This is a genomic window from Nostoc sp. FACHB-892, assembly GCF_014698795.1.
Taxonomy (GTDB): domain Bacteria; phylum Cyanobacteriota; class Cyanobacteriia; order Cyanobacteriales; family Nostocaceae; genus Nostoc.
On the sequence record NZ_JACJTR010000007.1, the window covers coordinates 204735 to 228169 of the forward strand.

Consider the following 23435-nt stretch of genomic DNA (forward strand, 5'->3'; position numbering starts at 1 on the left):
TTATCGCGGGAAATTAAGTTCGGTTATCCGGCTAGTTTTGGGCAACAGAAGAGGGGTTTTTAGCGTCACTATAGATATAGTCAGTAATTTCAAGGAAGTTTAATTTTTTTTTGCAAATCGGCAATTTTGAATTATAATTAAAGATTTAATCTTAAAAAACTTTACTATTTGCCTGATTTATCGTACTATAAAGTAAATAGAACTCATATCGACTTCGGATTTGCAGTTGCTACTAAGTAACTGCCTAAAAGAAGAATTCTCGAAAACAACCAGCGTGCTTATATAAAGATTGAAAATTTAGGGAAGGTAGGGGAACCTATCATTGGGAGTTTACCGTCTGAACAACGGCTAGATCAATTGATAATTACTTTTGATAGCTCCCGATATTTCGTGATAGATGTACTACCTTTCTCCCATCGATTTTAGTAAGAAAACATACATTGTGTTTACGGAGTAGAGGATAACACATCAATGCCTACTGTCAACACCCAAACGGAAAACCTCAACACCAAATTCACAGCTGATATGGTAAGAACCTATCTGCGAGAAATTGGTCGTGTACCACTGCTAACCCGTGAACAAGAAATTGTCTATGGGAAGCAGGTGCAACAGATGATGAAGTTCATCGATGCCAAAGAAGCTTTGGCGAAGAAGCTGCACCGCGAACCGGATATGTCAGAGTGGGCTGACCACGTCCAACAGTCGGAAACCGAGGTACAACAAACTGTCGCTCAAGGTAAGCGGGCAAAGCAAAAAATGATCGAAGCGAATTTGCGCTTGGTCGTTGCTATTGCCAAAAAATATCAAAAGCGGAATATGGAGTTTCTGGATTTAATCCAGGAAGGAACGCTAGGATTAGAGAGGGGTGTGGAGAAATTTGACCCAATGAGGGGTTATAAGTTCTCAACCTATGCTTACTGGTGGATTCGCCAAGCGATTACTCGTGCGATCGCTCAACAAGGCCGTACCATCCGCTTACCGATCCACATTACCGAAAAACTGAATAAAATCAAGAAAGTGCAGCGCGAATTGGCTCAAACCTTGGGGCGATCGCCTACTCCAGCCGAAATTGCCAAAGAACTGGAAATAGAACCTGCTCAGATCCGCGAGTACCTGAACATGGCCCGTCAACCAGTATCCTTGGATGTTAAAGTTGGCGACAACCAGGATACTGAGTTGCAAGAAATGCTCGAAGATGACGGCCCATCACCAGAGTATTACACCAACCAGGAATTCTTACGCCAAGACTTGAACAACCTCCTAGCAGAACTAACTCCGCAACAGCGACAAGTTTTAGCCCTGCGCTTTGGTTTAGAAGATGGTAATGAAATGTCATTGGCGAAAGTGGGTGAGAGATTGAATCTCAGCCGTGAACGCGTCCGCCAGTTAGAGCATCAAGCTTTGGCTCATCTGCGTCGCCGTCGTGCCAATGTTAAAGAATACGTTGCTAGTTAAAATGAGAGACGCGGCATTTCGCGTCTTTCCACCACCTTGGTGATGCGCCTCCTGAATTCAGGGGGCTATTTTTTTTGCTGACAATCAGGAAAATATTTAAATTTTACCCTGTATTTATACGGAAAAACATTTTAAAAAATAGTGTCAGTAATTTTTATTTATTAAAAAGCAAAAAACAAGATGTCAAAAAACCGATATTGATTGAGAGCTGTTTATTTCTACTTAACCTCACCCGATGGGATGAATCTATTGGATGAAGAATAAATACTCTAAGTGATGGTAATCTAAGGTTATTGAATTCAATTAAATAAAAACTTTAGTTTTTGACAGTTTTCTTTTTTGGACAATAGTAATATAAATCGTTAGCAAAGTCTTTGGCAGTTAAGACTTGGTTATGATTTAAGCAAGTTCTAGAGAACTTAGTTCGTTTTTTAACAGGAGAAGTAGGGTGCTTAACAACCTTCATCAGTTATTATCTCCCCGTCAGTGGGGAATTTCCCTCGCGGGCTTAGGCTTACTTCTCGGTTTGGGCTTTATGGCCAAACAGACTCAAGTAGTATCGGTTACAGGTTCTTCATTCTCATCGGCTCAGATTCAGAAACCCAGCGAAAACTCTCTTTTATCGCAGCTAAGAAGAGTTAGAGAGCAGAGAGGTCAACTCAATGCGGCTTCTGGAGATAGAGGTTTTTTTGGTCATAAGAGCGGAAAAACATTACCTACAACCACAGCGTTGGTTCCAGGTTCTCAAGGAGCTACAAAAGGCGCAGAAGTTTTACCAAAAGCGAATTTTCCTGTAAAAGATGGGATTTATCTTTATGGTCAATCCCCAAAATCAAACCAACTAGGTCAAGGTTACATCATATTTCAAAAGCAACAGGGCAAGGTAACTGGTGCATTGTATATGCCCCAATCAGAGTTTAATTGTTTTCAAGGTACACTCAACCCCTCAGGAGAGTTGGCGATGACGGTTAATGGTTCGTCAAATGAAGCCAGTTATCCTCGGTCGAATCAGGTCGCTGCAAGCAATAGACCATCTAAAGTTAGTGAAGATGAGTTCAGCAGTTATGCTTACTCGGTGGCTCTGCAAGACTTTTATCAGTTAAATTCCATTACAGCTAGCGATCGCCACACGCTGCAAATGTGTAAGTAATCTTCAAGTTAATACTCAATTCCTGCTTGCGCCTTAACACCTTGATCGCGGAAAGGATGTTTAACTAGGGTCATTTCGGTTACGAGGTCAGCACGCTCAATTAAAGCAGCTGGTGCGCCTCTACCTGTGAGGATTACGTGCTTATTAGCTGGTTTTTGCGCCAATCCCGCTAAAACATCCTCTACATCTAAGTAAGACATTTTTAGAGCGATATTGATTTCATCTAACAACACCAGATGAAAATCTGGGTTACGGATGTATTCTAATGATTTTTCCCACGCAGCGCTAGCTTTGTCGAGATCGCGATCGCGGTCTTGAGTTTCCCAAGTGAAGCCTTCGCCCATTGCGTGAAATTCTAACTGGTCTTCCCAATAGCTAAAAACCCTTTTTTCTGAAGGTTCCCAGCTACCTTTGATAAATTGGACGATCGCTACTTTATACCCGTGACCTAGCGATCGTAATACCATTCCCAAGGCGGCGGTGGTTTTACCTTTACCATTACCAGTATTTACAATAATTAATCCTTTTTCTGGTACAGCTTGTGCTATGCGTTGATCCTGCACTTCTTTGCGTCGCTGCATCTTTTTGCGATACTGTTCATCAGTCAGAGATGAAGACATAACTTCATCAATCAAGCGCCCAATCTCTTGGTCTGGGTTTAATTCTTCTGGTGTATCGTTTTTCATTAATCTTGTTTAGAAATTAACTGTTAAAAATGTTGAAAATGAGCCAAAATATTGTTTTTTATCAAATTTCACTTAAATAAATCGATTGAAAATGTCCAAGGATTTTCACATGAAATATTAATAGTGTATAAGCTTTTTTTAACATGATTTGCAAACAAGTATAGAAAATCCTATGATATACAAACTGAACTTATAATTTTAGTTTATTATTACTATTTTAAATAATTTAATATGTTCATTAAGGCACTTACCAGAAAAATTTTGTCATTATATTGTTTAGTACAGTCATAAGTTATATTACCAACCGAGGGTACTCGATTGCAGCCTTGAGAATGCGTTACCTGTGCTATTTAGTTTAACTATTTATAGAATATTATCTTAGGAGTTGTCGGGGTAGTGCTGTAGGGTGTTATGGGTTTATGGATGCTGTTGTGTCCATTTTTCCCGCAGAGGGCGCATATCCTCTGGTTGCCCATCATAATTGAGCAATTGGTCTGAAATTATCACCCATGATTGGGCATTGCGTGTCCAAACGTTCCCAACTGGGCGTAACCAACTTGTATTATCTAAGGTTCCGGGTTTAACGTTGATAGTATCTGGGTTATAAGTCCGTTCATGGAACAATCGCGTTCCGCAATCACCACAGAACAAATTATTTATTTCGCGTCCGCTATCAGCTTTGCGAGTCCAAGCCTTCGGTTGCCCCTGAACGATTACAACAGCATCTCGTGGTACTGTAAAAGACATTCCAAAGGCACTAGACGATTGTTTTTGACACTCTTTACAGTGGCATACGTAGAGAGTTAACGGTTCAGCATGAATTTCGTAACGAATGTGTCCACATTGACAACCTCCAGTATATGGAAGACTCACAGGTTTCATCTCCTTTAAAATTTGGTGTTGCCTGATTATAACTAATGCTATCTCATTCTATTATTTCCTCATTCTTCATCTTTATCTGATTCATCATCTTCACTCCAATATTGTTGAGGTGCATTTCCGTGAACTTCTAAAATCTTTGGTTTTTTGATTTTATTATCAGGTGGATTAATTGCTTCTAACTGCACATCAAATTTCCAGTTGTCGCCAAAATCATAAAGATAGGTCATTTTAGCACCCGGTTCTAAAGACAAGTTACCAATCTGCACTTGATCTGCAAATGGAGGAGTTTCCATGTACGGATGACCTATTTTGATACTACGCCCAAAACGATCTTTATAACTAAACTCATATAAATGGTCGTAGTCAAAATCAAAAGCATCAAGAATTGTCTCTGCTAGCCAGCCTAATGGTTTTCTTGCTGGTATAGCAATGCGTCTCCAAGCTTGATAAATAGACACTTTAAAAATATAAATACCATCAGTGAAGCCTTGCTTCGGAACAAACAGATTATGTTTCCATTCTGGAAAAAATGGTTGAAAATGTGACTGTAATTTTCCAAAAGTTACATTAACATCATCCTGTAATTCTCCTTGTATCCCCAGTGGGAATAGTAATTGTAACAGAGCATCACCAAAGGGCAAACGTTGTAAACTAGCAATCCGCCACCCCTTCCCTTCTTGCGGCTTTCCCTGCTTGATAGATAACAACCCAAATAGCTCTAAAAGGGCAACATTATGCAGACCGGGGTAATAACTAATATCGTGTTGGTCTTCATATTTAGGAAATTTTAAACCTTTGTCTGAGATACGGGGCCAAAGTTGAATGCATCTAAATAAATTCCCGAATGAGTCTTGATGCTCACCCAAAATTTCGTTATTTCCCCAGATCAACCAGGCTTCTAATAAGTTGAAATAGCGTTCTGTTAGGTTAAGATTTGACCATGATTCTAAGGCGGCTACGTCTAATACTAAAATTTGTTTCTTAGCTTGGGATGTAATTTGGGCTATCCCAGAACTGCGTAATAACAGATATAGCCCATTAATGTATGGGTATGATTTCTGTACGGGACGTTTGAGTTTAGTTGCAATTGGGTGACTTAAGCGAGAATTAAGTTCTGATAGTACTTTCAAGGGTAGAAGGTTATTAACACTACTAACTTCCACTCCATTTGGTTGTAAGAAATCTATCAGGGTTTGAAAATCCCGCAGAATTGTACCGGGTTGATTTTCATCAATGCTAAGTTCTTGTAGAAGTTGTTGTTGTGACTCTGTTAAGGAAGGTAGTTCAGGATTGAGTGTGCGTTCTAGCCGCGCAAATAAATCTTCCATAAATAAAAATTATAAATTTGAAATTCACAATTTAACCTTCCGTAAAACCCTGTTTCCTTTATACTATGATTCCAAGAGTTACCCTAGTAAACCTTAACCTGCTAAGTGTCATAGTAGGTCTATCAAGACCGTAAGCTTAATGAAATCTGAATGATAATATTTTCACCTTCTAGTTGATAATCCCAGGGATTTGATATGAATAGTAACACTCGTCTACAGATGATTTTAGCTGATACACCTATTGATATAGTATTACCTGCGATCGCTCAACTAAATCTACCTAACTGGTGGTTAGCCGGGGGTGCAGTTAGAAACACTGTTTGGTCTTCAATTTTTGGACATGAGTGTGGGTTAGGTATTAAAGATTTTGATATTGCATTCTTTGATATAGAGGGGAACCGTTCTGAAGAACTAGCAGCAAAGGCTACTCTCACAGAACAATTTCCTGATGACCAGTTTGATGTCAAAAATCAAGCTAGTTTTACTCGGTGGCGGCTTGGTAGCAGACCTTACACTAGTACAGAGGATGGCATCACAGATTGGCTGCACACCGCTACTGCTGTCGGAGTTCGACTAGATACACAAGGCCAATGGCAATTTTTCACTCCCTACGGATTAGATGACCTGTTTGGTGGCATTATTCGAGCTACGCCAGCACATACTCATAACCTAAATGCCCACAATAAAGCTTCTGGGTTTTTACAAAAGTGTCCTTATCTGCGGTTGGCTTAAAAGTTACAGTCGGGTTATAGCCGCTGGCTTAGTGTGAAAAATCGCTTTTTACTGGCTTCAAGCAGTAATTTTTCACACCATAAAAAGTAAAAACTACAAAATACTTTTTACTTTTTATTCTGTTTGATGTATGAGTAAAGAAGTTCGTAATCGCTCCGAGGATTTACAATTAAGCATGGACTATTACCGCCACTTCCATTACTTACAATAACGACAGTAATACCAGCTTTTGGACAAACTCCTAAACAACTGCTGCTAACTACTCGAAATTCACCCCATAATCCCTCAAATTTCAGACGAGATTTCAACCAATTCTCTAAGTCTTCGGAAGCTGTTGAACCTAATCGCTCGTTTGCACATTGTGAACACACAAGCACTAAACCAGACTCCCATCGGGGAGAAACGCTGGGAATAGATGTGTCTAACGGACGAGAATTTATTAAGGGCGATGTCTGCTGAGAATCGGATGCAAAGCTTTTAAGGATACGTTGGAGCAATCTCTTAATACGCCGGATCAGTTTTTTCATGGACGACCTTATTTCTCTGAATAACGTGAATTTAATAAAAAAACCTCTCCCTGGTTTTTCATAGTAAAACCGTCCCTCTCCGAGTCGGAGAGGGAGAAAGTTGAACTTTAGTTCAAGTTATGGAGAGGTTTGTCGAACTCACGTTGAACAGGATAATGTAAATTTCCCGTTTAATCTGTTCTGGTAGATCATCTTGTTCCAACAAGAATCAGCGCTTCTGAGCAATTTGCTGTAAGTATGCAATTAGCTGTTCTCCTGCGGTGTCAATGTGTCGTTTTAGTAATCTGACAGCAGCTTTTGTATCCTGCTTTTGACAAGCATCTAAGAGTTGATAGTGTTCTTTTTGCGATCGCTCTTGGTAATCCATCTGCGCTAATTGTACGCGAACATAGCGATCGCAATTAACGTGTAAAGTTTTAATCATCGCCAGCAATCGAGGACGTTCAGCAGTGGCGTACAGCGTCGCATGAAATTCCCAGTTGAGTTTTGCCAACACACCTGCATCAGTTGCTTGATCTGTCGCTGACAAAATCACAGCAGCTTTTTCTATATCTGTTTCTCTGAACTTGGGTATTGCCAACTGCATCGCTTTCACTTCCAAGGCGCTGCGAATTTCACAAATTTCTTGTGCCTCTTGTGCTGTCAACACCGATACGATCGCACCACGATTTAGATGCAGTGTCACTAATCCTTCTGCTTCTAGCTGCTTCAAGGCTTCGCGCACGGGAATGCGACTAACGCCAAACTGAGTGGCGATTTCGTCCTGTCTCAGAGATTGTCCTTCCTGAAAAATGCCCCGCAGAATCGCTTCCCGCAAAGCATCGGCAATTAAATCTGGGGTACTACGTTGTTGTTGCAGCACATTCGCTGCCAAGTCATTTAAGTTCATATTGAATATTGTATACAAAATCCAAAAAATTGTATACAATATCCAAAATAAGTTTTTTCAACATCCCTTCAATACCACGGGAGACATTTATGAGCATCGCATCTCAACCAGACCGAGTTATCATCTTCGACACTACGCTACGCGATGGCGAACAGTCACCGGGCGCAACCCTCAATGTAGAAGAAAAATTAGCGATCGCTCATCAACTAGCTCTCCTTGGTGTCGATGTGATTGAAGCCGGTTTTGCCGTCGCTAGTCCGGGAGATTTTCAAGCTGTTAAAACCATTGCAGAACAAGTCGGAATACCCGGTGGGCCAATCATTTGCAGTTTAGCTAGAGCCATTCGCCAAGATATTCACGCCGCCGCAGAAGCCTTGAAGGGCGCGGCTCGTCCCAGAATCCACACAATGATTTCTACTTCTGATATTCACCTGAAATATCAGTTGAAGAAGTCTCGCAGCGAAGTATTAGCGATCGCATCAGAAATGATTGCTTATGCCAAGTCGTTTGTAGACGATGTAGAATTTTCGCCAATGGATGCTAGTCGCACTGAACCAGAGTTTCTCTATGAAGTTTTGTCAAGAGCGATCGCAGCAGGTGCAACTACAATTAATATTCCTGATACCGTTGGTTACTGCACACCCAAGGAAATCGGAACTTTGATTCAGGGAATTCGAGAACACGTTCCTAATATTGATAGGGTGATTCTATCCATTCATACCCAAAATGATTTGGGTTTGGCGACAGCTAACGCTTTGGCAGCAATTGAATATGGTGTGCGTCAGGTGGAATGTACCATTAATGGCATTGGAGAACGAGCAGGTAATGCCGCATTAGAAGAAATTGTCATGGCGTTGCAGGTTCGCAAACCATTTTTCAATCCTTATTTTGGTCGTCCAATTGAATCAGATGCACCCCTGACTAATATTAAGACTCAGGAGATTTACAAAACCTCATCCTTGGTTTCTCAATTAACCGGAATGCTGATTCAGCCCAATAAGGCGATCGTGGGAGCAAACGCTTTCGCCCATGAGTCTGGTATTCACCAAGATGGAATCATCAAGCACCGCCAGACTTATGAAATTATGGAAGCTGCTGCGATCGGTTTGCCAGAAAATCGCATTGTTTTGGGTAAGCACTCTGGACGAAATGCTTTCCGTACCAAGCTTAAAGAATTGGGTTTTGAATTGAATGAGGCGGATTTGAATAAAGCCTTCAATCGATTTAAAGAAGTTGCCGATAAGAAGAAAGAAATCTCAGATTGGGACTTAGAAGCGATCGTTCGAGATGAAATGCAGATTCAAGTAGAAAGTGGCTTCCAAATCGAACACGTCCAGGTAATCTGTGGTGACTGCACTTGCCCAACTGCAACTATCACAATTGTTACCCCCGATGGCAAAATCCTCACTGATGCGAGTGTAGGCACTGGCCCAGTGGATGCAGTGTATCAAGCAATCAATCGATTGGTGCAGATTCCCAATCAACTGATTGAGTTTTCCGTCCAATCTGTGACTGGAGGAATTGATGCACTGGGAACAGTTACAGTTCGCTTGAAGCATCAGGAGCGAATATTCTCTGGACAAGCATCTGATACTGATATTGTGGTAGCCGCCGCTTACGCTCATATAAACGCTCTAAATCGTCTTTATCGTTACTTGCAAACAGAGAGATCCCATTTTGATGAGATGAACTCTGCTGTTGTCTCTAGGTAGATCATAAAATTTACGTAAAACTACACGCTGTAGGGGCAATTAATGAATTGACCCTATAGCGTGTTTCTACACACATAAAATTCTTTCTTGGCGAAAAAACTTGACATCAAAGCGCTTTATTGGTACACTTGTACTACAAAGCGCTTAAGTGTTGCATAAAACTTTAACACTCCCGATTACGCCAACAGGAGAGTAAAAAATTAATGAAGCTATCTAAGGTAGACTTGAGCAGTTTAGTAGCGATCGCTCACTCTGATGGATATTTGCAGTTGTTGCTAGATCGAGGCGACGAACTAGAGTTTTTGGAAATTCCTGCGCCGATACAAGCTTATGAAGGATTGCAAGAACTGAACGGGGTTATCGCCGAAACGCCTGCACTACCCTTTGAAGAAGAACCAATTGCTATGTTACCAGTTAGCTCATCAATGGCGATCGCTGTAGGCTATAATCGCGACGAACAAATTTTGCAAGTTGAGTTTCAAAGTGGATCTGTTTATCAATACTTAGGCGTAGACGAGGATACTTGGGAAGATTTACAGACCTCTGACTCAGTTGGTAGCTTTTTCAATCAAGAAATTAAAGGTAGATATGACTGCGATCGTTTAGACCATGCAGATTATACTATTGACTAATAATTGCATATAGGGTTTTCAATACTTATTTTGCCCAAAAGTATTATTAAGAGCAACTAAACATACACCAGCAGGGTTTTGTTCAGAGACAATAGAAAAAGCCCATATAATATGAACCTAGTTATGACGACTACATTTGCCTCTGCTGTTAAACCAAGAGCCGAAGATAGTTTTGCTATTAGCTTTGCACCATTGTCTCTTGAAGAAATCTATGCCAAATCTGACGATCCAGCTAACGGTGCTGTAGTTCTGATGAGTGGCATGGTTCGCAATCAAACTGATGGTAAGCCAGTAATTGCTCTAGAGTATCAAGCTTACGAACCTATGGCATTGCAGATATTTTATCAAATTGCTGCTGATATTCGCTTGTCCATATCTAATGTGAATCGGGTAGTGATTCATCATCGCATTGGACGTTTGCAAGTTGGAGAAATTAGCGTTTTAGTAGCAATAGGTTGTCCTCATCGGAGTGAGGCGTTTGAAGCTTGCCAGTATGCCATTGATACCCTTAAACATAATGCCCCCATTTGGAAAAAAGAGTGGTATAGCGAGCTAAATGGTAAACTATCTAGCACTTGGGTAAGTATTGCTGCTTGTGAACAGTCAGGAGAAAATTGTTAAAATTACCGAAGTGTTTGCCTATGCCCGTGTTTCGTCTAGGTAACAGGCAGAAAATTCTGCTGCCTTAGATTAGCAAATAGCTCGTTTTAAGGCGGCAGGAGGAAAGTTAGTATTAACTTACTACTTAATCTGGACGTGAAGGCAAAGAAGACCAACGTTCTAATTTCTAGTAACTCATGCAGTGGGTTCGAGGTCGGTTAGTTAAGCAAGTTACCTTGTTAACTTTGGGGGTTGATAAGAGATTGAGACTACCGTCTGCGTTTGAGCAGCAGCGAGGTACCCAAAACACCGAGGAGGGCGATACTCAACGATGGCTCTGGTACTGCCTGTGTTTGACGCGATTGGATGTATGTAGATAAACCAGCGAGATTATCGGTATTAATTAGGTCAACATTAGCATCGTAGAGCGGCCCCCAAACACTGGGTGCATCAATAGGCAGATTCCAGAAGCGCAGGATTTTGTTCTCACTATGTACCTGAGCCACGATATTGTCTAGGGCTGCCTTGGTGTCATCAGGGATGGTGCCAAGACCGTCCCAAGCCAGATCGCCATTAAAGAAAGTGTTCCAGTTGCCACTGATTAAGGGGATGAACTCAGGTGCGATGCCCATACCGATGTCGTCAGAACGCCCATCATAGGCGGCGTAGCGCAAATCCTGGGAGAGCATATAATCTCGTGGTCGATCACCTGAGATGATGACATTAACCGCTCCCTTTTGCGTGTCGTAGCCACCAGAGGCGTTTTTGCTGTAAGTAGTGAACAGTCCGGGATTGTCAACTGCATAGTTGGTTAGGACATTGTGTAGGCGCTCGTAGGTTGAAACACCCTCACTTTTAATGTCAACCAACAAAAGTAGGGGTGTACCATCGGCGTAAATACCACCGTTGTTTACCTGACTCGCCAAGTCTCGCAATGGTGTCAGGTATAAATCCTCAATCGTGGGCAGTGTCGTTGGGTTAGATACTGGGTCGTGGGCAACGCGCAACTGTGTGCCGTAGAGCCAGATATCAGCCTCAACACTGATGAAACCATTGTGGAGAGCATCGAAAAGCGGGTACTTGTTTTCATAGTCGTTGTGAGCATGGGTGCGCGGTACAGACTTATCGAGCGGATCTATAATTGTATCGGCATAAGCTTGACCGACATAACAACTTGCTGCGATGACACCAACAGCCAATGTGCGAATGAGACTTTTCATGGCATATTTTCCCTAAAGTCTCTCTCAAAATAATTGGCTTTTATCTTAAAGCGAGTTAAGCTTCGGTAATCTTTTTATTAAAAAGTTAGGTACTGCCGTAGGCGATCGCAGTCCGTTTGGATCGCTGACTCTTTAACTTTTCCTCGCTTGGCATAAGAGAGGCGTTAACAGCCAACAGTCTTTCGTGTTATCCCATGTCTCTACAAAGGTTTCAGGTAAAGCATAATTAATTTTTGGAGATGTCTAATCATCGAAATCTTAGATTAACGCAAACCTAAAATTTCGGAAACCGCCGCTACAATATCCAGATAAAAGTTGCCTTTCACTGCTCGAAACAACTCGAAGTTAGAGTCAGGGGCACCAAAAAATGGTCTGAGAAACCATCCTAACTGCATACCAACAAAAGCATAAAGCAATAACCAAGATCTTAAAATAGTGGTGCGGGTTTTTTTGCCAACTTCATCTTGTTGAGAAAGTAATTGCATTCCTTCATAAAGGAATTTAACGCCAAAGATGCCTGTTATGCCAAAAATTAACACATTTAACAGTTTAAAAAATTGATAAGAATCGGGTGTAGTGATGAGGAAAAAGAGCGTAACTGGGGCCAAGCTGAACAAAAGCACACTAATTACTGATACAGATGTGAGCAAAACAACGAAATGTTGTTGGATACTACTCCGAGAACCAAATAAAACATTAAAAAAGAACAAAGTTGGAAAACAAATAATTAGTGTTAATAAATAAAAGGCTGGGAGTTTGATAGCACCCGATAACGCCTGTGCCCAACTATGAGAAGCACCGATAATTGCGCCATAGATGGCAAAGAAAATAGAACTAGATACGAATAGAGAACTGATTTTATTTTGTAATCTTATTCCGTGACGAATTTCTTCTAAAAACGCTTGGCGATCGCGGAGTAAATTAACCAAAACCCCAAATTGCTGAATTCCGCGATTTTTCTTATCTATCATAAATTTATATACTCCACATTTATGGAATTACTAATGTCTAATTAACGGATTCCCAGTAAATAGCTAATAGCTTGAATTACACTCAAATAGAAATTACCTTCTTTTTCGCGGAATAGTTGGAAAACAGAATCAGGTGTGCCAAAAAACGGTCTGAGAGTCCATCCTAACTGACTACCTACGAAAGCATAAAGAAATAGCCAAAATTGTAAAATTTTCTGGCGTGTTTTACTACCTTCATTATCTTGTTCTAAAACTAAACTCGTGGCGTGATATAAAGACGAAATACCAATAAACCCAGTTAAGGCAAATATGAATACATTTAACAGAATTAAAAATTGATAGTTATTGGTGGTAATTAAGAAAAACAGTGTGATTGGGGCAAAGCTGAATAAAAGCACGCTCGTGATTGAAACCGCAGTCAGCACTAATGCTAAATGCTGTGCAAAAGTCCGCTTTGAACCAAAAATAATATTAGCAAAGAACAACGTCGGGATACAAATCAGGAGTGTGATTAAATAAAGGGCTGGAAGTTTAATGGCGGAAGACAAAGCTTGCATCCAACTATGGTATGCACCAATGATTCCGCCATAAGCGGCAAGAAATAAGGAACTGCAAACTAGCAGAGAAATGATTTTATTTGGTAACCTTATACCTTGGCGAACTTCCTCTAGAAATCCTTGGCGATCGCGCAGGAATCCAATCAACACTGCAAAGTATTTGATTCCTAAAGATTTCCGTTCAATCATGTTAACCTCACACAGGTATCATTCAAATTTAATCTGAGTAATCACCACCAGAACCATACTTCCAGGCATCAATCAAACGATGCCAATAATATTGCTGTTCATTTGATTGATTCTTAATCCATGTTTCTAGCATTGCACTAAACCAAAAGAAGGTAGTATATACACCTAAGTTCCCGTAATGCACCATCCAATCTAACAAACTTGTCAAACCTACTTGCGGAATTATTTTGGCAACTAATATCGGATGAGATAAACCAGTTTTTAACAGTGTTTGCGTTAGTGCCGAAAACTGCACTATATCCTGTAAAAATGGTTTTAGCACTGGTGTACCTAACTGCTGCATTTCCTCAAATACCGCCGAGAGTAGTTGGTTAATTTGATCTGGAGCAATTTTCTGATTTACACCAACACTCATCGCCCTTTGAAACAACCAGGTAACAGTCAAACTTGGCTGATAAGGTTGCAGCAGTGTAATCGCTTTTGCAGATAATTGTTCTGTTTCTAGCGCTTCGTAAATGCCATATGTTAAACGCTTCAGGTGACGCACCATTGCCCCAAAACCACCAAAACTCAAGGGAGATTGACTACCACTGCTATCTCCAATTGGTAGAATGCGATTCCAGGGAGTTTTTAGCGGACTTTGGCGATAGGTGGGAAAGAAACCAAATAGCGCTCGTTGAAATTTCAGGTTGCTTAATTCTACTCCCTGATATTCTGGTAATAGACGCAGATATTCTTCAAATAAAGCTTCTAAACTCAAACGTTGGGGGTGTGCATCCATGTAAGTAAACAAGTAAGTTGTTCTGCCATCCCTGGCTGGGAAAGCTTCCCAGAAGTACTGACATTGATTTTGCAAAGGTGTAAATGATAATAACAAGTCGCCTGAGTTATTTTCGGCAAACCCTTGGGCGCAACTTCCTACAACTAAACACAGCGCGTCTGGTTTTTTACCTTGACGTGCTTGTTGGCTGATGGGTGAAAGATGTCCCATTGCATCGATTAATAACCGAGTTTTGAATTGGTTATTTACCATCACCCCATCTGGATGAACCACCGCTCCGGTAAAAGGTGTGTTTTCTAACAACTTTCCACCAACGGCAAGAAATCGGGTTTTCAACGTAGCCAGTAGATAAACTGGATCTACACCGATATTTAAAACATCCTCTACCCAAACTTCTGTACCACCATCAAAACTAACTCGCGCTGGGTTATATTCAGTAGCGATCGCACTTGCTAATTCTTCCTCTGTTAGCAAGTTTAATTCCACAAACACATCTAATTCTTTGCGAGAGATATTCCACTCTTGTTCCCTCCCCCGCAAAATACCCCGTTCCATCAACGTCACCCGCAGTCCCTTCACCGCTAAGGCGCAACCAATTAAAATGCCCAAAGTACCACCGCAGATAAGCAAATCGTTGTCTACAACACCTAAAGGCTGCTGATTTTCTTTAACTAACGTTGGTACAGGTGCGGTGTTTTCTCGCAAAGATGTGAGGATGCGATCGCCTTGGCGCAAACCTCCTAAAACATCACCCGGTAATTGGGAAAGAATTTCTTCGGTTAAAGACATAGAGTTTAATTCCAGCAGAGTTACTAGTATTGATCGTATCTTTGCTGGAACAGCGCCCTTATTATCAAATAAGGTAGGCATACGGTTTTATTTGGTATCGCCTACAAAGCTCTCATTCTCGTATTTTAGAATTCTGATGCAAAATTGAGGTGAAGCCATAGTATAATCACCTCCAAATAGTTTATGTATAAAACTTACTTATGTATTACAGTGTAATGGCCGTTTATACAAAGTTTAATCTCTAGTTAAAGAGCATTTTGGCCTAATTTAACACCTCTATACCCTACCCTGAAGTATGGTAGTAAGCAATAATAATTTTATTTACTTTTAACAAAGTTTTTCTTTTTGATTTTATGCTCAGTTTGATTAAATAAATTATTCCTGATTTAAAATCAATTCAGTAACTGATATGGATGCTCAAAAAATAAAAATTTTATTAGTTGATGATAATTTAGAGAATTTACATTTTTTATCAGACATCCTTGAACACCAAGGTTATCAGGTACAAAGTGCCATTTCTGGGCAATTAGCAATCAGTACAGTACTTGTGTCTCCCCCTGATTTGATTTTGCTAAATGTTCTTATGTCAGAGATGGATGGTTATGAAGTTTGTAAACATTTAAAAACTAACTATAAAACTCAAGAGATTCCAATAATTTTTTTCGGAGTTTCAGATGATTTTTTTGCAAAAATAAATATTTTTGATTTCAGCGATATTGATTATATTAGTCAACCACTCCAAACTCAAGAAATTTTATTACGCATCCAAAATCAACTCACTCTTCAAAGGCTGAGAAAACAGTTAAAAGAACAAAATGACCAACTGCAACAGGAGATTCAAGAACGCCAACGGGTTACTGTTGAGTTAAATATTCGCAACAAACAAATAGAAGATATTTTTAAAGAAATTCCCGTTAGCATTGGCAAAGATTTATGTAAAGAAATTTCCCAAAGCGAACGCCTTTTAGTCGAAGCTGCTCTCAAGAAGAGTGAAAGTCAGTATCGCCACTTAGTAGAGACATCCCAGGATATAATTTGGTCGGTGGATATTGATGGACTCATTACCTTTGTCAACCCGGCAGTCAAGCAGATTTATGGTTACGAACCTCAAGAAATGATTGGGCGTGCCTTGACTGATTTTATCTCGCCGACACAAGTTGCTCAAGATAAAGCAGCCTTTGAGTGTGTTTTTCAGGGAAAGCCGATCTTCCAGCATGAAACTACCTGTATAGCTAAAGATGGTACTTTACTTTATTTAATGTTTAATGCGATCGCCTTACGCAACGAAGAGGGTGTAGTTATAGGTATGACAGGCACTGCTAGTAATATTACACAGCGCCGAGGAGCAGAAACATTACTTCAAGAAAGCGCGATTAAGCTCCGCAATCATAACCTGGTGCTAACCCAACTGGCGCAAAATCAGACGCTTTATCAGGGTGACTTAAAAGCAGCTTTGAGTAAAATCACAGAAACATCTGTCAAAAATATTGGGGTGGAACGAACCAGTGTCTGGCTGTATGACGAAACAGGCACAAAAATCCAGTGTTTTGACCTATTTGAGGCCAGTCGCAATCGACATAGCGAAGGACTTTCCTTGGTAGTAGCAAACTATCCAGCTTATTTTGCAGCTTTGCAGCAAGATCAACAAATCGCCGCAGATGATGCCCATGCTGATCCCAGAACTAGAGGATTTTCTGCATCTTACTACTCAAAATTAGGGATAACTTCTATACTCGATACACCCATTAGGCTGGAGGGAAAAACCGTAGGAGTTTTATGTATGGAGGGAGTAGGAATTACTTATCATTGGACGCTAGAAGACCAAAATTTCGCTCGTTCTCTGGGCAATTTTGTATCCTTGGTATTGCAGGCAAAAGAACGCCAACGCGCAGAAGCAGCACGAAGGGTTTCTGAAGAAAAGTTAGCATCAGCTTTTCGGTCATCTCCTGATCCAATTGCCTTAATTACTGTTCCTAACAAACGCTATATCGAAGTTAACGACAGCTTTTGCCGATTTTTTGGTTATTCTCGTTCTCAGGTTATTGATCACACTGATGATGAATTGAATATTTGGGTAAATCCTGAAGAATATAATTTTCTCACCCAGATTTTGCAACAGACAAAAGCTATCCGCAACTATGAGATTGATGTCTGCACTTCAATAGGAGAAATCAGGACAACACTGTTTAGTGCAGAAATGATTGAGATTGATGGGCAATGGTATGTGTTGGGCACGGCGAAAGACATTACTGAACGCAAGCAGGCAGAAAATGAAAGCAGTTTGCTATTGTTGACGACCCAAGCTATCACTAACGCTAATGATGTCAACAGTGCTTTAAAAGTAGTTTTGCGCTTAATTTGTCGCACGATTGATTGGGATTTTGGTGAAGCATGGATACCTAATGAAGATGGTAATTTAGAACACAGCTTGGGTTCCTATGGTGAGGAAAGTAGTTTAGCAGAATTCTCCCAACACAGCCAAGTTATGAACTTTGCTCTGGGAGTAGGGCTACCAGGAAGAGTTTGGCAAAGCCGGGAACCAGAATGGATAGAAGATGTTTCTAAAGTTACAGAACCAGTTTTTTGGCGATCGCAACAAGCTGCCAAAGTAGGATTAAAAGCTGGTTTTGGTGTTCCCATCTTGTCTGGAAACCAAGTATTAGCTGTTTTAGTGTTTTTTAAACGTAGCTCGGTATTGGTAGATAAACGTTTGCTTTTGTTAGTAAGTGCTGTTGCTGCTCAGTTAGGTGGTTTGATTGAGCGCAAAACCTTAGAACAAGAATTAGCACTGAGAGAAGCTCGTCTCAATGCCTTTTTTAGCAGTGCTCCCGTCGGTATGAACATTTTAGATAACCAACTGCGGTTTGTGCAAATCAACCAACTGCTGGCGGAGATTAATGGATTGCCCCAGCAAGATCATATTGGCAAGACAATCTATGAAGTTTTACCCCACATTGCACCCTTAGTAGAACCAATTTATCAACAGGTTTTGTTGACTGGTCAACCCATTCTTAATCAAGAATTAAGCGGTGCATCAATTAAACAACCAGATGTTATCCGCCACTTCTTAGCTTCTTATTTTCCAATTCCTGGTGAGGACAATTGCCCCTCTGGCGTGGGAACAGTTTTAGTAGAAATTAGCGAACTGCAAGCAGCACTGCGCGAACGGCAAGCTGCGCTACGCGATCGCAAACACGTCGAACAAGAACTGCGTTTAGCCAACGAACGCCTACAATATCTGCTTACCTCTAGCCCTGTGGTCATTTATAGCAGCAAAAAAACCTCAGGAGATTTTAGCACTACCTTTATTAGTAAGAACGTTAAGGTAATGGTTGGCTACGAAGCGCAAGAATTTATCGAAAATCCCAGTTTCTGGCTTCATCACGTCCACCCAGAAGATGTTGAACTGATATCGGAAAAATTTTCCCAGCTTGTTGAACGGGAGTACAGCTCCTACGAATACCGTTGGTTACACGCTGACGGAACTTATCACTGGTTTTACGAAAAGATGAGGTTAATCCGTGACGAAACTGGTAACCCTATAGAATGCGTTGGTTATTGGGCAGACATTAGCGATCGCAAATTGGCAGAATTAGCTCTACAGTCAGGTCGGCAGCGATATCAACTTTTAGCGGAAGCCTCACCAGTTTGTATATTTAACGCAGATATAGATGGCAATATCTTATATTTTAATCAACGCTGGAGTGAAATTACTGGATGCAGTTTAGAAGAGTCTTTGGGAACAGGTTGGACAAAAGCCATACATCCAGACGACCTTGAGCAGCTATTGTTCGTATGGAATCAAGCAAGAGCCAATAAAGAAATGTATAAATATGAGCATCGATTCTTGCGTAATGATAGTACAGTTGTCTGGGTAATTTGTCAGGCTTTGCCAGAATTTGGAGATGATGGAGAAGTTAAAGGTTACATCGGCACAATTACAGACATAACCGATAGAAAATTGGCAGAAGAAGCCTTGCGTGAGAGTGCAGAACGCGAAAGAGCGATCGCTCAAGTGATTCAAAGAATGCGCCAAACACTTGATTTAGAGACTATATTTGCGGCTACAACCCAAGAATTACGGCAAGCGCTTAATTGCGATCGGGTTGTTGTCTATCGTTTCAATCCCCAGTGGAGTGGCGAATTTATCTCTGAGTCGGTGGGTAATGGTTGGATTTCTTTGATAGAAGAACACAACAATGACCCTTATCTCACAGAAGGTATTTTACAAGATGGTCGTTGCCTAGCAAAAATTTTGGATAGTACGAATAACCAGGTGCAAGATCCTTATCTGCAAGCAACTCAAGGTGCAAGTTTCCTCTGTGTCCCAGATATTTACAACGCTGGGTTTCATTCTTCTTATATCAACCTGTTAGAGCGTTTTCAAGCTAAAGCCTACATTATTGTCCCCATTTTATATGGTAATCAGCTTTGGGGATTACTAGCGAGCTATCAAAACTCCGCTCCCCGCCAATGGAAACCAGGAGAAATCAACATCGTAGTTCAAATTGGCAATCAGTTGGGTGTTGCTTTTCAGCAGGCACAATTGCTGGCGCAAACTCAAAGGCAGTCACAAGCATTGCAAGAAGCTGTAATCACAGCTGATGCTGCCAATCGTGCCAAAAGCGAATTCCTGGCCAACATGAGCCATGAACTTCGGACTCCACTCAACGCCATCCTTGGTTTTACCCAAGTCATGAGCCACGATCATGCTTTATCTACTGAACATCAGCAAAACCTAGCAATTATCAATCGTGCTGGCGAACATCTCCTCAACTTAATCAACGACATTTTGGAAATGTCTAAAATAGAAGCCGGCAGAATAACACTAAATCTCAACAGTTTTGACTTAATTCGTCTCTTAGAAAACCTCGAAGAGATGTTGCGCTTCCGCGCCACCTCGAAAGGGTTAGAATTGGTCTTTGAATATACATCTCACCTCCCGCAGTACGTCCAAGCTGACGAAAGTAAACTGCGTCAAGTGTTGCTTAACCTGTTGGGAAATGCAATCAAATTTACTGATACTGGGAGAGTGATGCTGCGGGTGGGCATGGGACATGGGGAAGAGGCGGTCACTGAGCGTCTTGCCCTGAGCTTAGTACCACTTGCCTACGGCACGCTCCGCGAACGTGAAAGCAAGCTACACGCAGCGTCTCCAAGAGTTGGGAGCCGAAGTGGAGCAGAGAGCAAGGAAGAATTTTCCTCACTGTCCCCCGCACCCTGCCCCTCTGCCTCTTTTCAATACCCAATGCACAATGCCCAATCGCTAATCTTCGAGGTTACAGACACTGGTCGTGGTATTGCCCCACAAGAAATTGGCTTACTGTTTGAAGCTTTTGGGCAAACTGAAACCGGGAGGAAATCGCAACAGGGTACAGGACTAGGTTTAGCAATTAGCCGCAAATACGTGCAACTAATGGGAGGAGATATTAGTGTTATTAGCACTGTTGGCGAGGGAAGTAAATTTGCCTTTGATATTCAAATTGGTCTAGCCACAGCCAGCGAAATACAGATAAAGCAAATCAGACGCCAAGTTATTAGTTTAGCGCCCACTCAAAACGAATACCGGATCTTGGTGGTTGATGACTCCACAGACAGCCGTTTAGTATTAGTAAAAATTCTGACATCTATCGGTTTTACAGTCCAGGAGGCGGCAAATGGAACTGAAGCGATCGCACTTTGGCAGACATGGCAACCACATTTAATTTTAATGGATATGCGGATGCCAATTATGGATGGCTACGAAGCCACAAAAATTATTAAAGCCAAAGAAGACACCTCAATTCAAAATCGCAAGACTATTATCATCGCCTTAACCGCTAATGCCTTTGAGGAACAGCGAGAGGCAATGATCAAAGCGGGTTGCGATGATTATATTAACAAGCCTTTCCGCGAGGAACAATTACTAGAAAAATTGAGCGAATATTTAGAAGTTCAATATATTTATCAAGAAGAAAGCTATCAAATAGCAGATGCAAGGCAACAGGAAACAGAATCAACCTTGAAACTTGCAGATTTAGTTCCTCTATTGTCTGAAATGTCGCCTGAATGGGTAAAACAAGTGTACACTGCCGCAGCCCAATGTAGTGATGACTTAATTTTAGAATTGATTGAGCAAATACCTTCGGAAAATGTGGTACTACGGAATTTTATTAATAATTTAGCTTATGATTTTCAGTTTGAGAAAATCATGGAATTAATGAGTATTCCAGGAGTATTATCTAGTTCATAATAATTAAGGCTACGGTATACACACAAGTTTTTTAGAGTTGCGCCACAGCCTTTTGATCCCCCCAACCCCCCTTAAAAAGGGGGGCAAAAAGCTCTCAAAGTCCCCCTTTTTAAGGGGGATTTAGGGGGATCTGCGACGGTTTTAGTTTTCTAGAAAAATGTGTGTACACCGTAGCCTTAAAAAGGGGGGAACCGGAGTCAAAGTCCCTCTTTGTAAGGTGGATTTAGGGACATATATAAGGTGATAACCTCTTCTATCTGTTGACACACACTTTCAAAATTATTTAAAACATCATCATTGGTGAATCTCATTACATTGAGTCTATAACCTTTTAGTATGGATGTTCTTTCTGCATCAGAATATTTGCCTTCACTTGTGAAATGGCTATTACCATCAACCTCAATCACTAATTTCAAGTTTGCACAGTAAAAATCAACAATAAAATTATTAATTGGTCTTTGCCTTAAAAATCTAAATTCTAAATTTTTTAGATAACTGTTCCACAGCTTTTTCTCTGCTGGGGTCATGTTTTTTCGTAGTTCCTTTGCCCTTTCTACAAGTTTCGGGTTGTAGGGTAAGTGAAAATCTGAGTGAAGTAAGCTTTTTTGTCTAAACATTTGTGGATACAAATTAAGATACCCCCTAACTCTCCTTAAAAATGGGGGATTTGAGTTTTTAATTTATTTAGGGAGGTGATTTTAATCTAGTCCACGGAAATTATAAGGAGAAACCGTAAATCCACTATTAACCCAAAAAAGCCCCCCCTTTTAAGGGGGGTTGGGGGGATCTCTTATCGATAATCTTGCTTTTGAATACTTCCCAAACGAGCAGCATCACGAATATTGTAGTCAGTTCGGGTAAAGCGATTTAGCTGCATCTCAAAAAACTCTCGATTGGCTTGTAAATGCCTAGGATTTGGATCATCTAATGGATATAAAAGAGCAGTTCGCAAAGCTTGAATTACCGCAGAAGTTACACAGTACATTGACCGTTGGAAACTAACTCCCAACTGAATCAACATATCTTCTTCACCCCGGCAATGTTGGCTGTAATAATCAACAAGATATGGTGGCAAAAAGTGCAACATATCTTGCATTAATAATGTGGGAGGAATGCCAGCAGTACCTACCGGGAATACATCAGCGTAAAGAATACCATAGTGAAAGTCTTTCTGGTCTGCTGGTACTTGACGCGCTTGAGCATTATAAGATTTTGTTCCTCGGAAGGGTGCGGTGCGGTAGAAAACAGCTTCTACATAGGGCAATGCGGCTTCATATAGCCACATGAAACCCTTGGATTTGGGGACAATTTCGTAACATTCGCCACGAATATAAACGTGATGGTAAATCGGACGACCTGCGATCGCAAATATACCATTAACTAAGAAGTTCATCGCCTCTGGGACGCTGCTAATCGTACCTTCGTCATAGCGGTCGGACATTTCAAAGAACACTGGGGCCATAATTTCCCAGAATAAGCCCAGATTGGCGTAGTATGACATCTGGCGACACTGTTCCAAAAACATATCGGGGAACAGCTTATAAAGCCCCAGCATAACGGGGTTACCTTGGAAGTAAGCTTTTATTGCCCTGTCAGCGTTGGCTTTGTATTCGTCTGAATCTAGGTAAGGGTCAAATTGTCCACCCATCCCCCTGTGCCACAACATCGCCCGCATACAAGCTTCAGCAAATTCCATGTTAATGCGATCGTGGAACAAGTGATGCAACAATTTCGGCATTTTGAAGGTTTCACCTTTCTCGATAAATGCCAAAAGTTCTGGATGTGCAGTAGCTTCGCCGCGCCAAATTCGCAAATCGGCATCATCACCAGCGTAATGATTATGCAGTTCTAAATACTCTTTGGGTAAGAAGTATTTAAAGAAGGGAAGCGGGTTTAAAAATTCGCGTTCGGCAATATAAAGTAGGTCACGCCAGTAAAAATCCATCGGCACAGCATAAGCTTTGTATAAACCGATGATTTGCATCAAATTTTCTGGAGTATCAGGTAACATTGCGCCGCCTGCTTCTAAGCGGTGAATGACTTCAGCAAATTCGTGCTTGGAAGGAGGTAATTTAATTGCTGTTTTAATTGCTGTCATGGGAA

At 41.0% G+C, this 23435-nt stretch carries 18 protein-coding genes; 7 read left to right on the top strand and 11 right to left on the bottom strand.

The features are described from left to right. Nucleotides 1–471: 471 nt before the first annotated feature. Both H6G96_RS12360 and H6G96_RS12365 read left to right on the top strand, forming a co-directional pair. Complete coding sequence (locus H6G96_RS12360; protein WP_190911722.1) at nucleotides 472–1455, top strand: RNA polymerase sigma factor, RpoD/SigA family; 984 nt, start codon at nucleotides 472–474, stop codon at nucleotides 1453–1455. A gap of 448 nt (nucleotides 1456–1903) precedes the next feature. Next, entirely contained in the window at nucleotides 1904–2605 is a 702-nt protein-coding gene (locus H6G96_RS12365; protein WP_190911723.1) for a hypothetical protein, read from the top strand. A gap of 8 nt (nucleotides 2606–2613) precedes the next feature. Here the strand turns inward: H6G96_RS12365 and cobO are convergent, their stop codons facing one another. From cobO to H6G96_RS12380, 3 genes are all read right to left on the bottom strand, one after another. Beyond that, complete coding sequence (gene cobO, locus H6G96_RS12370) at nucleotides 2614–3291, bottom strand: cob(I)yrinic acid a,c-diamide adenosyltransferase (protein ID WP_190911724.1); 678 nt, start codon at nucleotides 3289–3291, stop codon at nucleotides 2614–2616. Nucleotides 3292–3708: 417 nt separating this feature from the next. Continuing rightward, nucleotides 3709–4164 (bottom strand): GFA family protein, encoded by a 456-nt coding sequence (locus tag H6G96_RS12375; RefSeq protein ID WP_347242220.1) that lies wholly within the window; start codon nucleotides 4162–4164, stop codon nucleotides 3709–3711. Between the two features lie 68 nt (nucleotides 4165–4232). Then, nucleotides 4233–5501 carry a plasmid pRiA4b ORF-3 family protein gene (locus H6G96_RS12380; protein ID WP_190911726.1) on the bottom strand — a complete coding sequence of 423 codons (1269 nt, stop codon included), beginning with the start codon at nucleotides 5499–5501 and terminating at the stop codon, nucleotides 4233–4235. Between the two features lie 195 nt (nucleotides 5502–5696). Between H6G96_RS12380 and H6G96_RS12385 the strand changes: the two genes are divergently transcribed. After that, nucleotides 5697–6233 (top strand): nucleotidyltransferase family protein, encoded by a 537-nt coding sequence (locus H6G96_RS12385; RefSeq protein WP_190911727.1) that lies wholly within the window; start codon nucleotides 5697–5699, stop codon nucleotides 6231–6233. Nucleotides 6234–6340: 107 nt separating this feature from the next. On the opposite strand, the gene H6G96_RS12390 is transcribed toward H6G96_RS12385, so the two are convergent. Together H6G96_RS12390 and H6G96_RS12395 are read right to left on the bottom strand one after the other, a co-directional pair. Beyond that, nucleotides 6341–6760, bottom strand: a complete 420-nt coding sequence (locus H6G96_RS12390; protein WP_190911728.1) for a (2Fe-2S) ferredoxin domain-containing protein — start codon at nucleotides 6758–6760, stop codon at nucleotides 6341–6343. 208 nt (nucleotides 6761–6968) lie between these two features. Beyond that, complete coding sequence (locus H6G96_RS12395; protein ID WP_190911729.1) at nucleotides 6969–7649, bottom strand: GntR family transcriptional regulator; 681 nt, start codon at nucleotides 7647–7649, stop codon at nucleotides 6969–6971. A gap of 95 nt (nucleotides 7650–7744) precedes the next feature. On the opposite strand from H6G96_RS12395, the gene H6G96_RS12400 reads away from it, so the two are divergent. From H6G96_RS12400 to H6G96_RS12410, 3 genes are all read left to right on the top strand, one after another. Beyond that, entirely contained in the window at nucleotides 7745–9361 is a 1617-nt protein-coding gene (locus H6G96_RS12400; RefSeq protein WP_347242225.1) for a 2-isopropylmalate synthase, read from the top strand. Between the two features lie 203 nt (nucleotides 9362–9564). After that, nucleotides 9565–9993 (top strand): KTSC domain-containing protein, encoded by a 429-nt coding sequence (locus tag H6G96_RS12405; protein ID WP_190911731.1) that lies wholly within the window; start codon nucleotides 9565–9567, stop codon nucleotides 9991–9993. 123 nt (nucleotides 9994–10116) lie between these two features. Further along, nucleotides 10117–10614: a molybdenum cofactor biosynthesis protein MoaE gene (locus H6G96_RS12410; RefSeq protein ID WP_190911732.1), complete on the top strand. Its 498-nt coding sequence runs from the start codon at nucleotides 10117–10119 to the stop codon at nucleotides 10612–10614. 248 nt (nucleotides 10615–10862) lie between these two features. Here H6G96_RS12410 and H6G96_RS12415 read toward each other — a convergent pair whose 3' ends face one another. From H6G96_RS12415 to H6G96_RS12430, 4 genes are all read right to left on the bottom strand, one after another. Continuing rightward, nucleotides 10863–11813, bottom strand: a complete 951-nt coding sequence (locus H6G96_RS12415) for a PEP-CTERM sorting domain-containing protein (protein ID WP_190911733.1) — start codon at nucleotides 11811–11813, stop codon at nucleotides 10863–10865. Nucleotides 11814–12076: 263 nt separating this feature from the next. Next, nucleotides 12077–12784, bottom strand: coding sequence for an actin-binding WH2 domain-containing protein (locus tag H6G96_RS12420; RefSeq protein ID WP_190911734.1), 708 nt, complete (start codon nucleotides 12782–12784; stop codon nucleotides 12077–12079). Between the two features lie 41 nt (nucleotides 12785–12825). Beyond that, the gene (locus tag H6G96_RS12425; RefSeq protein ID WP_190911735.1) at nucleotides 12826–13530 is read right to left on the bottom strand and encodes an actin-binding WH2 domain-containing protein; all 705 of its coding nucleotides are present in this window, start codon (nucleotides 13528–13530) and stop codon (nucleotides 12826–12828) included. 28 nt (nucleotides 13531–13558) lie between these two features. Beyond that, nucleotides 13559–15100, bottom strand: a complete 1542-nt coding sequence (locus tag H6G96_RS12430) for an FAD-binding oxidoreductase (RefSeq protein ID WP_190911736.1) — start codon at nucleotides 15098–15100, stop codon at nucleotides 13559–13561. Between the two features lie 409 nt (nucleotides 15101–15509). Here H6G96_RS12430 and H6G96_RS12435 point away from each other — a divergent pair, with 409 nt between their 5' ends. Then, complete coding sequence (locus tag H6G96_RS12435) at nucleotides 15510–21332, top strand: PAS domain S-box protein (RefSeq protein ID WP_190911737.1); 5823 nt, start codon at nucleotides 15510–15512, stop codon at nucleotides 21330–21332. 197 nt (nucleotides 21333–21529) lie between these two features. On the opposite strand, the gene H6G96_RS12440 is transcribed toward H6G96_RS12435, so the two are convergent. Next, nucleotides 21530–21949, bottom strand: coding sequence for an endonuclease domain-containing protein (locus H6G96_RS12440; protein WP_190911738.1), 420 nt, complete (start codon nucleotides 21947–21949; stop codon nucleotides 21530–21532). Nucleotides 21950–22122: 173 nt separating this feature from the next. Next, a complete protein-coding gene (locus H6G96_RS12445; RefSeq protein ID WP_190911739.1) occupies nucleotides 22123–23430 on the bottom strand; it encodes a CO2 hydration protein in 1308 nt (435 codons plus the stop codon). Nucleotides 23431–23435 lie beyond the last annotated feature (5 nt).